The following is a 13,361-nucleotide window of genomic DNA, read 5'->3' on the forward strand; positions in this document are numbered from 1 at the left end:
TTTTTATATTGTCAATATTTTTGTAATTTTCAATTAACTAATAATTAATTTTAAGATTTATAGTCCTATCTTTTTTCTTAATATCTAATGCTTTATTATGAGCAACAAAAAAACCTTTGCTTTCAAAAAGCTTTTCTTTCTCTCCAATATATAACTGTCTTCTCATAAATATAAACTTTCTATAATCCTTACCTAAAAAATCATCTATATTACTTTTATGAATTGAATCCTCATATGAAATAACTCCATCATAAGGAAGTATTTCATAAGGCACGTATTTATCAAACCATATTTTTTATATTTACTCCAATAAGCTATATCCACCACTTCTTTCTTTTCATCATATTTTAACTCTTCTATAAATAAATTATCATTTATCCAAGTATCTTTAATATTACTCTTAATATCAATATTTAAAGCTTCGCTAAAGTTTGCTGATTCTATAACTATCTTAGCCTTATTAAATTTGTCTATAGCTAAGTCCTTTAAAACAAAGTTTTCAACTATTCTAATACCATTATTTATAGCTTCCTTTTCATCATATGCAACTACACCCATTCTTTCGATATTTCTACCCTCTATATCAGGCCTAATATATATACCTTCATTAAAGAAGTTTCCATCATTTTTTTGAATAGCCTCAATTTTTTCTTCATCATCAGAAACTACTGAATAATCTAAATTTATAGCAAGTGGGCTAACTCTTAAATTATTTACTATAAAACTTACTCCATCTATTTGAATTTCATTATTTTCTGGCCTTATATTCTTAATTTTAACTATCTTAGATGAATCTATATCTACAGTTACCTCCTTAGCTTCGCCTTTTTCTGTAATTTCTAAAGTAAAATCTTTTTTATTTTCCCCTATTTTAAAGGTCCATACACTTAATGTATCTTCATTTTTATCTTTTTCACTAAATGCACTTGAACCTGATGCAAAATCCCCATCTAAAATTCTTATGTCAGATTTATGTTTAGCAGAATCATATTCTTCATTAGGTTCATCTGTCGGTAAAAATCTATCCGTATAAGCAATGCTTCCTCTCATAAAAACAGAAAGATACTTATTGTCATAAACAACTGCTTCTATGGTTATTTTTTTACCGTTGCTAAATTCTATTGATTTATTAACCTCTTGAAGTTCCCCTCTATTATTAAGTTTTTTCACATAACTATTATAAGAAAATAATCATCATATCCCATTAGCTTTTTATCATTGCAGAAACTGTACTTAAATTAAAAATGAATATAAATGCTATAAATATTAAAGCTATTTTTATATATTTGTTGTTTAAATTTATTTTCTTTTTATTTTCTCTTTTTGTATTATTTAATGCTTTTCTCATTAAATTTTCAAATTCTGGTGGAGCTTTTAAAGCCTTTTCTTCTAGATTATTTAATTCTTTATCTAAATCAATCATTTATATCACCACCTATAATTTTTCTTATTTTATTAATACCTTTATTTATTCTAGATTTTACTGTTCCTAATGGTATTTTCATAATTTCAGAAATTTCTTCATAAGTATAATCTAAATAATATCTAAGCCTAATAGCTTCTTTTTGATTATCATTTAAATATTCTATAAGAGATTTTAGATAAATTTTATTTTCTGATTCATTAAAAGTATCTTCTTTTGGCATATTTTCTAAATTAGCATCTTCATATTTCTTTCTCTTAGATAGCTCCTTTTTACATAAATTAACAAGTATTGTTTTGCTCCAACTATAAAATGAATCAAGCTTTTTAAGCTTTGGAATTTCTTTATATAAAACTACTATCATTTCCTGTAATATATCTAAAGCATCTTGTTCATTTTTCATATATACAAATGCTAATTTATAGTAGTTATCTTTTTCACTCATGATTAGTTTTAAAAGAGCTTCTTTATCACCATTTATAGCCTTCTTAACTTCTAGCTCCAAGCTTCTTCCCCCCCCAAACCTTGTCTCCTTAACTATTAACTATATATAAGAGTTTTATAGCTGGCAAAAAGTTCCCTAAAAATTTATTATTCTAAGGATTTTATATAATCAAGGGGTCTATATATTACACTATCATCACCTAAATAAAGCTTGCCACTTTTAACTCCTCCAATTGGATATGGCAATTTATTATATGCATTTATTATTTCTCCTCTACCTTTGTATAAAACTACATGACCTGGTGTATATATTAAGTCTCCTGGCTGCAAATCTTCTTCACTTACCTCATATCCCTGTAATATATCTTCTTGTTCAAAAGTTGAATAGCCAATTTCAACTCCCGTTACTTCCCTATAAGTCCAATAAGTTAATCCTGAACAATCAAAGGCTTGATTTCCTATATATGTTTCTTTTTTCAATGGGTAGTACTTATCTCCATAATAACCTATAAGTTCATCTAACCTTTCTTCAGTCATAATTTCACCTTTTCCGCCCCATACATATTCTAAACCTATTTTTTCTTCTGCTAATTTAATAACTTCATTTACTATTACCTTTTCTTCTTCTGTCATATTTATTCCCTCGTTTTCATATTTATCTTTTTCATTAAAATTAATAAATATTAAAATTCCAACTACTATTAAAATTATTAAAGCTAATATAAAAGCTATATTACTATTGACTACCTTCTTTCTCATCACAAATCCCACCCCATATAATTACAATATATATTAATTTTAACTTACAACCAAATTTTTTCATAATTACTTTTTGGTTACAAAATAGTTTACTCCAATAAAAAACTATATCCAATTGAAAATTATAACTTCAATTGGATATAGCTTTTTAATATATATCTTCTTCTTAGATATTCATAAATTTTAAACTTTACTTTATTAATCCTTTTCTGTATGCTGTAAGTAACATTTTTAAGTCTCTTATTTGACTTTTTAATTCCATACCAACATCCGTATCTTTAACTCTTTTTCTTTCTAATCTCTTTTCTACTATCATTGTTGTAGAAAGAATATCTCTTTCTTTAACTATAGCTTCTTCTGTGGAATCAAATGGTTCGTGAGCAACTAATTGAAACCCATAAGAATTATATATTAATGTATATCCTGCAATTCCAGTATGGCTTCTATAAGCTTTAGCAAATCCGCCATCTATTACCATCAATTTACCATTAGCTTTTATAGGACTTTCTCCACTTTTATTTTTAACTGGAACATGTCCATTAATTATCCTTCCTTCAATATGATCAACCTCAAATTCTCTAAGGATTTTCTTACATACTTCCTCATCATCTCTCCATTTATAATATGGATTTTTATGTTCTTTATGTGTAGATTTGTCATCTATAAAATATCTTTCAAAAGTAGTCATTTTTTCTTTACCAAAAAGTGATGAATTTGCCCCAGTCCAAAGATACCACATTATATCCATTCCATAGTCTCTTTCTCTTGTATCCCTTTTACTAAAATATCCTTCTCTCACTAAAGATTCAAATTTTTCTAAAAGCGCTTTACCACTATATTCTTTTCCTTGTATATTCATACTTGAAAAATTTTTATTAGAATCTAGAGGAATACATCCATGAAATAATAAGCTGTCGTTATACTTTAAATAAATATTTCCTTTTTCAAATAAAAACAAAATATGTCTTTGTAGTTTTTCACTATTAACAAAAGAGGATTCTAATTTTTCAATTAATATTTCTTCTTCTTTTGTAAGTTTATATGGATTGTTTTTATCTATAGTTGGAAAGGTCTTGTCATTAAGCTCATATATATTGTTATTTATTTTAATAGTTCCTTTTTCATAGTCTATATAATTCAAAAGCAGCCTATGTTCCATTTCAAACTCTTTATTTCTCTTAATTATATCGTTTTCAAGTTTGAATTGTATTATAGTTATTGCTTTATGCATTTTAGAAATCAAATCAATTTCAGAGTTGCTATATATATTTTTATCAGTTACTTTTGGAATAAAATTTTTGCATAAATCATCTTTATAGTATTTCAGTGCAAATGTTGCTAATGGTAACATATTAATTCCATAGATATCCTCAATTATATCTAAATTAGAATATCTTGCTGAAATTCTTAAGACATTTGCTATACATACCTTTGATCCAGCTGCAGCTCCCATCCAAAGCATATCATGATTTCCCCATTGTATGTCGACTGAATGATAATTAATTAATGTATCTAGTATTATATCTGGTCTCGGTCCTCTATCATATATATCTCCCAATATATGAAGCCTATCAATAACTAATCTTTGTATAAGTTTAGATAAAGCGATAATAAATTCATTTGCTCTATCTATGTCAATAATTGTAGTAATTATTTTATCATAATATTTCTGCTTATCTACTTCACTGCTTTGCTCATGTAGTAACTCCTCTATAACGTAAGCAAAATCCTTTGGCAAAGCCTTTCTGACTTTAGACCTTGTGTATTTTGATGAAACAAATCTACATAACTCAATCAATCTATATAAAGTTATTTTATACCAATCATTAATATTTTTTTCTTCCTTTAAGACTATCTCTAATTTTTGTTCTGGATAATATACTAAAGTTGCTAAACTTTTCTTCTCACTTTCCATTAGTGAATTTCCAAATATATCTTCAATCTTCCTTTTAACCATTCCAGATCCATTTTTTAAAACGTGTATAAAAGGCTCATATTCTCCATGTATATCGCTTAGAAAATGTTCTGTTCCTTTTGGTAAGTTTAAAATTGCTTCTAAGTTAATAATTTCTGTAGATGCTTCTGCAATACTTTGATATTGTTTAGCTAATAATCTTAAATAATCTTGTCTTGAAATATCTTGTATTAGTATATTTTCATCATCAATGTTATTATATTTATCCATACTAATATTCTCCCCCATAAATTTAAAGATATAATTCTCCCTTTAATACTATAGCCGCTTCACCACTTAATTTTACTCTATCATCTTCTAACAATTCTAATGAAATTTCTCCACCTCTATCTGAAGCTTGATATGCAATAATTTTTGTTTTATTTAATTTATTACTCCAATAATTAGCTAATAAGGTATGAACCGAGCCTGTCACTGGATCCTCATTTATACCTGCCCATGGATTAAAGTACCTTGAAATAAAATCATATTTCTCATCTCCTATGCAAGTAACAGCTATCCCCTTTACATTAGTTCCAAAATTTAATGATTTTAATATCTCAAAGTTTGGTTTTAAATTTATTACCTCTTCTTTATCTTTTAACTCTATAACAAGTTTTCTTGTTTCTTTACCTACTATAGCTTTTGAATAATTTATTATGCCCATAGCCTTTAATACATATTTTGTTAAATGAAAATTTAAAGGCTTATCTATTGGAAAGTCTAAACTTATTTTTTCATTTTCCTTTTTAGCAGTAAGTATTCCACTTTGAGTTCTGTATTTTATCTCTTGTTCTTTTACATTAAATTCATCAAATAAAATTTTCGATGTTGCTATAGTTGCATGACCACATAAATCTACCTCTACTTTTGGAGTAAACCACCTTAAAGAAAATAAATTACACTCACTTATATTAGAGTTTTCTAATGGTTTTACAAATGCTGTTTCTGATAAATTCATTTCCTGGGCAATATTTTTCATTAACTCATCATCTATGTCTTTTTCTAAAATACAAACAGCTGCTGGATTCCCTTTAAAAACTTTACTTGTAAAAGCGTCTACTTGATATATATTAATCTTCACTTTTCCCTCCTATAGTTTCATGACAATATTTACTTATTTTATTCTTATAATTTTAGCATCTACTTGAACAGGGTAACTTTCTCTTATTGGTCCTGTAATTATCACTTCTACTTTATCTCCTACTTTAATATCTGATAATTTTAACCTTTCATTTGCCTCTTCTTTTATAATTTTCGTTCTTTGGGTTATATAAATACTTGCCTTATCAAATTCTGTATCTTCTTCAATATTTCCTTCTACTAAAATATTACCCTTTTCATTTTCTTCATTTATTACTGTTACTACTCCTCTTATAGCTACTTTATCATTTTTGTGGTTTGCTATAATCCATACACTAAGCATACAAATACCTAATACTATTATTCCTATATAAATTTTCTTAAACTTCACATTCTTTTTCTCCTTAAAACTAATTTCTAACTATTGTAATTTTACTATTTTTAGATATATAAATATACATTAATTTAAATTTATTTTTTAATTTAAGATTTCTTTAAGGTTAGGTTTATATAATTACTTCATAAAGATCATTCAATAGGAGGTAATAGTATGGCAATAAAATCATTTCAAAGATTTGAAAAAAAATTTATATTAAATGAGAAACAATATAGCAAACTTATTCCAATTTTAAAAAACTATATGAATCCAGATAAATATTGTAAAGATGGGAAAAACTATGATATTTATAATATATATTATGACACACTTGACAGTCACATAATTCGAAATTCAATCAACAAACCCTATTATAAAGAAAAACTTAGATTAAGGAGCTATAATGTACCTAATAGTAAGGATGATAGAGTTTTTTAGAGTTAAAGAAAAAAATTAACGGTATAGTAAATAAACGTAGAGCTACTTTAACTTTGAATGAGGCTTATAGGTTCTTAGAATTAAGAGAAAAACCTGCTACTTCTGATTACATTAATAATCAAGTTCTTAATGAAATAGAATACCACTTAACTAATAATGAAGTTAACCCAACTGTATATATAGGCTATAGCAGAAAAGCCTTCTTTGGAAAAGATAATAGTGATTTTAGAATAACATTTGATTCTAATATAATTACTAGACGTGATAACTTAGCTCTTGAACTTGGTAGCTTTGGTGAAAATTTACTAAAAGAAAATCATTATCTTATGGAGGTAAAAATACTTGGAGCAATACCTGTTTGGTTTACAAAAGTTCTTTCTGAATTATCAATATATAACACTCACTTTTCGAAATATGGAAATGAATATATGAAATATTGCTTAAATGCAAATTATTCTAATAGGAGGGACAACGCATGTTAGAAACTATCATTTCATCAACTACTGGAGAATCATTTACTCTAGTAAACGCACTATTAATTATTATATCTTCAATTATTCTTGGACTAGTTATAAGTCTTGCCTATATGAAGACACATAAAAGAGAGGGATATGCCCCAGGTTTTACAGTAACACTTATAATGCTACCCGTAATAATTGCTATTATTATACTTTTAGTAGGAAATAATGTTGCAAGAGCATTTAGCTTAGCAGGTGCATTTTCAATTATACGTTTTAGAAGTGCACCTGGTGATCCAAAAGATATAACTTATGTATTTTTCACCTTAGCTGTTGGTTTAACCTGTGGGATGGGTTATGTGGGATATGCCTTTATATTTACTTTAATACTCTGCGCCTTAGTAGTTATCCTAGATATGACAAGATTTGCTATGCCTAGAACAAAAACTTCTAAACTTAAAATTACAATTCCTGAAGATTTAAATTATGATGGAATATTTGATGACATACTAAATAAATATACAAACTCATGGAATATTGAAACTATAAAAACTAGAGATTTTGGCTCACTATTTGAAATTCACTATATTATTCATATGAAACTTGATGTTGATCAAAAGAAATTTATAGATGAATTAAGATGCAAAAATGGTAATTTAAATATTTCACTAAATTTTGCTGGTTTTGAAGAAAAAGTTTATAATTAAACTATTGTATAAAAGAGAAGATAAATAGAATATGTGAAATTATCATAGTCTATTTATCTCCGCTTTCTTATATTTAATTACTTTAAGTTGCTAATAAACAATTTCTCATAAACCACATTAATTAATCTATCTCCACTATTATCTATTATTAAAAACATTTATGATTAACAAGTTAATGAAGGAAATTATAAAAATTAAAATTTATTTAAATATATCATAAACTTTATCATTCTTTATATACTGTAAATCTATTGCCATGTTTGATTGAGGACATCTTAAATAACTAACCTCTTCATTTTCAAGCTTTATATATGAATAGCAATATTCTCCATCATAACTTTTAAACTCTTCCTCTAAAATTAAAGTTTTAAGCTCGTCATTAGATTTTTCATATTTAGTCCGTATCAAAGTATTATTTTCAACGTTATAAACATACATATTTTCACTACTAGATGGATGTAATCTTATTATATTCCCATTCTTACTAACAGAAACAACACATACATTATCACCTTGAGTAGATCCGCACCCTATAGATTTAACATCAATACCCCTAATAATTTTCTCTTCATTTAAATCATAAATAAAAAGTCCAAAGTTTCCGTGAATAACTATTCTATCATTTGAGGCATAATTAATAGTTGCCATATCTACACCAATCCATGTCCCTAAATCTACCTTAGCTTCTGTAGGAGTAATAGTCTTAATCATTTCATTTCTCTTTGATATAACCTCTTTATGACTATTGTTATTATAACTTATATTTCCACACCCCAATATGATTGTTGGTAATAAGGCTATTAACCATATAAACTTAAACATTCTTTTTAATATCATAATCTCTCCTATTATTCTATATTAATATCTTTGAATATATCTTCTCTTAAATTTATACCATCATTTCTAATTACTTCTGAATTTTTATTATCTATATTAATAACTTGAAACAATTCAAAAATATAACATATAAAATTTAAAATGTTTCTTATTATTGTTTGTTATTTATTTTTCAAATAACTTCTCATAAACCACATTAATTAATTCTTCTTCACTTACATTATCCATACTTGATATTTCTACCATTTTATTTTGAGATATTATTGTATATCGATGTCCATGTTCATTCATATAAACATTTATACCTTTTGGTAAACTGGTTTTCTTTTCTATATATTCTACCCCTATTTTATTTACAAATTTTATCCTCTTATTAAAATTATACTCAACTACCCATTTATATTTACTTTCAAAAATTTCATAACTTAAGTAATTTTTTTCTCCTTCATCTCCATAATACAAATAAGCAGCTACTGGTGTTTTCTCTGCTCTAAAATATAATAAATCTTCCTTACTAACATCATTAAAATCTTCAATTTTTAAATTATCTACTTTATTTAACATTTTATCGCTATAATTATAGTCTTTAATAAATACATCTCTAAAAATCATATTAGTAATAGTAAAAAATATTGCTAATGTTAATACTAGATAAGCTCCTTGAATTATTATTTTTTTATTTTTAATATTCTTATTCTTAATAAAATTAATTATATAATTTGATGCAAGTACTAAAAAAACTAAAATAATAACTATTTTTAAAATACTAACATCAGATTCTATAGCAAAGGATAGCCAAGCTATAAATAAAACAATAGACATTAAACAATAAATAATTCTTCTTACTAATGATATTTTCTTTAAATTATAACTTACTTTTTTCCATTATTTATAGATATTTTCCCCTTAATATTAAATATTAAAAATGTAATTAATCCCATTATTTCATGAAGTGAAAAAATAATAACAAATATGAATGTTCCTAAACCTAATGGATTCGCTAAAAAGTGTGCACTATAACTTCCAATTGTCGCAATATATTGACCAAGTAAAAGGCATATGATTGTTATCAGATTTAAAAGTACATATTTTAATGATGCTTTCCTAACAGTATTAAACTTTTCCACTTCATCAGTATGAATATCTATTCTTTCTTCATCTAGCTCACTGCAATAAACTTGTATTTTATTTCTTTCACAAACAAATTCCCAACCAGCCTCTTTGCAATATTCCCTATATTCTAGAGCTTTATCAGTATCTTTTCCATCCATAAAGGATATGCTGTCTAATACATCTACTGAATATCTTAACTTTTTAGGAGTATCTTTTCTAAATTTTAAATAATATCCTTTTATATTTTCTAATATCCAACCCCTTAATGCCATCTTTTCTAAATAATCTTCTAAGCTTTTATGCTCATATGGTAAAAAGTTAAATACAACCCATTTTTTATTTCTAAATATCATCATAAATTCCTCCAAAAAAGATTTTCCATCTTTAATTAACATTATTAATCTCTCATATTCATCTTTAAGTATTTCTAAGCCTTTTTCAGTAATTATATAACTTCTTTTTCTTCCAACAACTTCTGTCTCCCTAATCATTCCTTCTTTTTCAAATCTACCAAGAAGGGCATATAATGTTCCCGGTCCTACATTAACTCTTCCCTTAGATAATTCTTCAACTGATACCATTATATCTACTCCACATCTTTCTTCTATTAAAGATATTAATATATAGTACATTGGTTCAGTTAAATTCTGAAATTGTTCTCTTGGCATCCTTTGCCACCTCCAAACATCGATATTCGATATTAAATTTATAAAATAATTACCATATATTACAATATAATTCTATTATCGAATATCAATATTGTCAATATATCTTATTACATAATATATATCATATGTTTATTATTAGTAATTTGATAATTATTTGCATAATATTTTTTAATTTATTATAAGCATAAAAAACAAAACATAGTATATACAAATAATTTATAAATTATTTGTATATACTACTTGTCAATAAAATATTCTATTAAGGTCTTTTAGGCATTTCTCCTCCTGGGAATTCTCCTTGACCAGGTATCCCAGCACCAGGGCCTCCAAATCCTCCAGTTACTTGACCTATGTTAGTTACTACTCCTGATACTGTAAAATTTTCTAATTCCGTACCATCTGAATAACTTCCTTCTGAATATATACCATCATTTACTGACCCTGTTGATGTTCCTCCAGTATAAACCTTGTAAGTTTCTCCAATTTTAATATTTGCTGAAGATATTACTACTGATTGAACATTCTTGCTTGAAACAAAGGTTACTACTTCATTTCCACTTGAATCTTCAACTCGGACTAGTGTATTAGCTTGTATTGCTGAGAATATATTAATTGAATTTTGACTTGATGTTTCACTTGGTGATTGAGCCATACCTGAGCTTCCAGATGCAATTAATAATCCACCTGTAATTTGGAATTCTCCATCATAATCTAATGACCCATTACCATTGTCTTCCGGACCATTTACTATAACTGTTCCATCTTTCATATATATTGATCCATTTGCATCAAGACCATCTCCACTTGCATCTACAACAATTTTTCCACCATTAATATTTATTGTTCCCTTTCCTGCTGAAGCAAAATTATTTTGTCCTGGTCTTCCATTTATTGAAGATCCATCATTTCCGCCTGAAGCATTTATTCCATCATCACTTGCAGTAACTTTTATATTTCCATCATTTATATTTATTGTTTCTGCTTCTATACCTTCATATGATTTTACTATAATAATATCTCCCTTATTTATATCTATTATTGAATCTGCATGAATTCCATCGTCACCTGATATTATATTAATAGTTCCACCATTAATTTCAACTTTATCATTTGAATGTATTGAATCATCAGCTGAATTTATATTGATATTTCCTCCATCAATTTTAACATTAACTGCTGCTTTTATGGCCTTTGTACTAGTTGTATCTATTTCTTCATCTTGCTCTACTGCTGCTCCCTGAGTTTTTCCAAAGCCTCTAAAATCGCTATGAACTTTAGATGTGTTTTCATTTCCACCGCCTGAATTTATTGTTATATCTCCACCTGTTATTGTTGCAACTGTTTCTGCTTGTATTCCATCTTCACCTGATGTTATATTAATTGTTCCTCCTTCAATTAATACATAACCTTTTTCTGTATCTTCATCATTATTAGACTTCATACCATCTCCCTGTGAATTAATAATTATATTACCACTTGAAATAGTAATTGAATCTCTTCCTCTAATACCATCTGCTACTGAATCAATTGATATAGTTCCATCTGCTATTTCTAAATCATCTTTGCTTGTTATTCCATTATTATATTTAGCATTTACTTTAAGAGATCCTGTTCCACTAATAAACAAATCACTTTTACTAAAAATTGCTGCATTCGGTTCATCTGTTGAGATATCTTCAAATATATAATTTTCACCATCCGTAACTTCATTGCTAGTTCCATCTTCTAATATTACATAAGTATTTTTAGAATTTGCTACATATATCCCGGAACTAGTTGAGTTAGTTATATTAACTCCATTTAATATAAGTTGTACATTGTCTTCATCTCCAGCATTAACTTCTATTTGTCCATCTCTTAATGTTCCTGATATACTGTATGTTCCTGATGAATTTATAGTAACCTTATTTTTTTCAACTACTACTCCTTCTCCATCTACAACAATTGTATCTCCTAATGTTATTGTTGTGTCCACTTCAACTTTGCTAGCTACTGAAGTTTTATTTGAATTTGCTTCTTTATTTGAACATCCTGTAGCTACTATAAATAAAGATGCCATTGCTAACATTGCTATAACTTTTTTACTCATAAATCTTCCTCCTAAAATTTCAATTAAATAATCATTTGATATTAATAAGATAACATCATTACCTTAAATTAATCTTAAAACATATACCTCCTTAAAACCTAAAGTAATAAAATAAAAAAAGAATCTATATAATTCACTCCTATGAACTATATAAACTCTTTAATATTTTAGTAGAAATTCATTCCTTGAATGAATTTCTACATTAATTACTTAACTTTTAACTTTTCTCTTTTAACTAAAATCCTATCTCTTACCAGCATCAAATGGCTCTCCAGAAGCTTTTGGTGCTTGAGAAGATTTAGAGAATAAAACTAATGCTATTAAAGTTACCACATATGGGAATATCTTTAATAATACTCCTGGTATTGCTGATAATGCTGGTATTGCTTGTGATACGTTAGCTATAGTTGAAGCAAATCCAAAGAAGAATGTTGCTCCTAATATTCCAAGTGGCTTCCATTGTCCAAATATAAGTGCTGCTAACGCTAGGAATCCAAGTCCTGCAACATTACCATTAAACTCTCCGGAATATGTTAGTAATATTATTGCACCACCTAAAGCTGCCATTCCTCCTGACACCATAACTCCTATATATCTCATTTTGAAAACACTTATACCAGCAGCTGCTGCCGCTTGTGGATGTTCTCCACATGATCTTAATCTTAACCCAAAGCTTGTTTTATATAATAAGAAAGTACTAGCAATTAAGATTATTATTACAAGCCATGTAGTTGCATATGTTTTAGTAAAGAATAGTGGTCCTATTACTGGAATACTAGATAATATAGGAATATCCTTTGGTATAAATCCTGCTGTAACTCTTATATTACCACTTCCTGTAATGTTTCTAGCTAAGAATACTGTTAATGCTCCAGCTATCATATTTATTGCTGTACCACTAATTACTTGATTTGCGTTTAAGTTTATACTTGCAAAAGCATGTAATAGTGAAAATAAAACTCCTACTAATGTCGCTACTAATAAACCTATCCATAAAGCTCCTGCTACTCCG

16 protein-coding genes and 1 pseudogene are annotated in these 13,361 nt (G+C 27.0%); 3 read left to right on the forward strand and 14 right to left on the reverse strand.

Going from position 1 to position 13,361, the window contains the following annotated elements:
• Positions 1 to 37: 37 nt before the first annotated feature.
• The 8 genes from A500_RS21700 to A500_RS09385 form a co-directional block, all read right to left on the reverse strand.
• Entirely contained in the window at positions 38 to 166 is a 129-nt protein-coding gene (locus A500_RS21700; RefSeq protein ID WP_278245115.1) for a hypothetical protein, read from the reverse strand.
• Between the two features lie 38 nt (positions 167 to 204).
• Positions 205 to 1,170 carry a hypothetical protein gene (locus tag A500_RS09355; RefSeq protein ID WP_016207339.1) on the reverse strand — a complete coding sequence of 322 codons (966 nt, stop codon included), beginning with the start codon at positions 1,168 to 1,170 and terminating at the stop codon, positions 205 to 207.
• 34 nt (positions 1,171 to 1,204) lie between these two features.
• Complete coding sequence (locus A500_RS09360; RefSeq protein ID WP_016207340.1) at positions 1,205 to 1,423, reverse strand: hypothetical protein; 219 nt, start codon at positions 1,421 to 1,423, stop codon at positions 1,205 to 1,207.
• Positions 1,416 to 1,928 (reverse strand): RNA polymerase sigma factor, encoded by a 513-nt coding sequence (locus A500_RS09365; RefSeq protein WP_016207341.1) that lies wholly within the window; start codon positions 1,926 to 1,928, stop codon positions 1,416 to 1,418. The genes A500_RS09360 and A500_RS09365 overlap by 8 nt, the downstream gene beginning before the upstream one ends.
• A gap of 86 nt (positions 1,929 to 2,014) precedes the next feature.
• The gene (locus A500_RS09370) at positions 2,015 to 2,626 is read right to left on the reverse strand and encodes a C40 family peptidase (RefSeq protein WP_016207342.1); all 612 of its coding nucleotides are present in this window, start codon (positions 2,624 to 2,626) and stop codon (positions 2,015 to 2,017) included.
• A 190-nt stretch (positions 2,627 to 2,816) separates the two neighbouring features.
• Positions 2,817 to 4,811: a fructose-bisphosphatase class III gene (locus A500_RS09375; protein WP_016207343.1), complete on the reverse strand. Its 1,995-nt coding sequence runs from the start codon at positions 4,809 to 4,811 to the stop codon at positions 2,817 to 2,819.
• Positions 4,812 to 4,833: 22 nt separating this feature from the next.
• A complete protein-coding gene (locus A500_RS09380) occupies positions 4,834 to 5,664 on the reverse strand; it encodes a PhzF family phenazine biosynthesis protein (protein WP_016207344.1) in 831 nt (276 codons plus the stop codon).
• 33 nt (positions 5,665 to 5,697) lie between these two features.
• On the reverse strand, positions 5,698 to 6,054 hold the full coding sequence (locus A500_RS09385; protein WP_016207345.1) for a DUF3221 domain-containing protein: 357 nt from the start codon (positions 6,052 to 6,054) through the stop codon (positions 5,698 to 5,700).
• A gap of 159 nt (positions 6,055 to 6,213) precedes the next feature.
• Here A500_RS09385 and A500_RS21905 point away from each other — a divergent pair, with 159 nt between their 5' ends.
• The 3 genes from A500_RS21905 to A500_RS09395 are packed head-to-tail and all read left to right on the forward strand — an operon-like array spanning position 6,214 to position 7,642.
• Positions 6,214 to 6,477, forward strand: a complete 264-nt coding sequence (locus A500_RS21905; RefSeq protein ID WP_341349948.1) for a VTC domain-containing protein — start codon at positions 6,214 to 6,216, stop codon at positions 6,475 to 6,477.
• Between the two features lie 53 nt (positions 6,478 to 6,530).
• Positions 6,531 to 6,959, forward strand: coding sequence for a VTC domain-containing protein (locus tag A500_RS21910; protein ID WP_341349949.1), 429 nt, complete (start codon positions 6,531 to 6,533; stop codon positions 6,957 to 6,959).
• Positions 6,953 to 7,642, forward strand: coding sequence for a DUF4956 domain-containing protein (locus tag A500_RS09395; protein WP_016207346.1), 690 nt, complete (start codon positions 6,953 to 6,955; stop codon positions 7,640 to 7,642). The genes A500_RS21910 and A500_RS09395 overlap by 7 nt, the downstream gene beginning before the upstream one ends.
• A 201-nt stretch (positions 7,643 to 7,843) precedes the next feature.
• On the opposite strand, the gene A500_RS09400 is transcribed toward A500_RS09395, so the two are convergent.
• The 6 genes and pseudogenes from A500_RS09400 to A500_RS09425 all read right to left on the reverse strand — a co-directional run.
• The gene (locus A500_RS09400) at positions 7,844 to 8,479 is read right to left on the reverse strand and encodes a hypothetical protein (protein ID WP_016207347.1); all 636 of its coding nucleotides are present in this window, start codon (positions 8,477 to 8,479) and stop codon (positions 7,844 to 7,846) included.
• A 165-nt stretch (positions 8,480 to 8,644) separates the two neighbouring features.
• Positions 8,645 to 9,301, reverse strand: a complete 657-nt coding sequence (locus A500_RS09405; RefSeq protein ID WP_016207348.1) for a hypothetical protein — start codon at positions 9,299 to 9,301, stop codon at positions 8,645 to 8,647.
• Between the two features lie 50 nt (positions 9,302 to 9,351).
• The gene (locus A500_RS21225) at positions 9,352 to 9,948 is read right to left on the reverse strand and encodes a DUF2812 domain-containing protein (RefSeq protein WP_341349950.1); all 597 of its coding nucleotides are present in this window, start codon (positions 9,946 to 9,948) and stop codon (positions 9,352 to 9,354) included.
• Between the two features lie 3 nt (positions 9,949 to 9,951).
• Positions 9,952 to 10,260 (reverse strand): annotated as a pseudogene (locus A500_RS21230) (PadR family transcriptional regulator); the annotation flags it as partial.
• Between the two features lie 259 nt (positions 10,261 to 10,519).
• Positions 10,520 to 12,349, reverse strand: a complete 1,830-nt coding sequence (locus A500_RS09420; RefSeq protein ID WP_016207350.1) for a carbohydrate-binding domain-containing protein — start codon at positions 12,347 to 12,349, stop codon at positions 10,520 to 10,522.
• Positions 12,350 to 12,592: 243 nt separating this feature from the next.
• Positions 12,593 to 13,361, reverse strand: a 769-nt coding sequence (locus A500_RS09425; RefSeq protein WP_016207351.1) for an ABC transporter permease, incomplete at its 5' end; no start/stop codon positions are given.

The sequence above is a fragment of the Clostridium sartagoforme AAU1 genome (assembly GCF_000401215.1).
Classification (GTDB): Bacteria; Bacillota; Clostridia; order Clostridiales; family Clostridiaceae; genus Clostridium; species Clostridium sartagoforme.

Excerpts from the sequence above, each read along its gene's own strand:
- A500_RS21225 (WP_341349950.1), bottom strand. The coding sequence starts at position 9,948 with ATGATGATATTTAGAAATAAAAAATGGGTTGTATTTAACTTTTTACCA.
- A500_RS09400 (WP_016207347.1), bottom strand. The coding sequence starts at position 8,479 with ATGATATTAAAAAGAATGTTTAAGTTTATATGGTTAATAGCCTTATTA.
- A500_RS21905 (WP_341349948.1), top strand. The coding sequence starts at position 6,214 with ATGGCAATAAAATCATTTCAAAGATTTGAAAAAAAATTTATATTAAAT.
- A500_RS21700 (WP_278245115.1), bottom strand. The coding sequence starts at position 166 with ATGAGAAGACAGTTATATATTGGAGAGAAAGAAAAGCTTTTTGAAAGC.
- A500_RS09370 (WP_016207342.1), bottom strand. The coding sequence starts at position 2,626 with ATGAGAAAGAAGGTAGTCAATAGTAATATAGCTTTTATATTAGCTTTA.
- A500_RS09395 (WP_016207346.1), top strand. The coding sequence starts at position 6,953 with ATGTTAGAAACTATCATTTCATCAACTACTGGAGAATCATTTACTCTA.
- A500_RS09360 (WP_016207340.1), bottom strand. The coding sequence starts at position 1,423 with ATGATTGATTTAGATAAAGAATTAAATAATCTAGAAGAAAAGGCTTTA.
- A500_RS09405 (WP_016207348.1), bottom strand. The coding sequence starts at position 9,301 with ATGTCTATTGTTTTATTTATAGCTTGGCTATCCTTTGCTATAGAATCT.
- A500_RS09375 (WP_016207343.1), bottom strand. The coding sequence starts at position 4,811 with ATGGATAAATATAATAACATTGATGATGAAAATATACTAATACAAGAT.
- A500_RS09420 (WP_016207350.1), bottom strand. The coding sequence starts at position 12,349 with ATGAGTAAAAAAGTTATAGCAATGTTAGCAATGGCATCTTTATTTATA.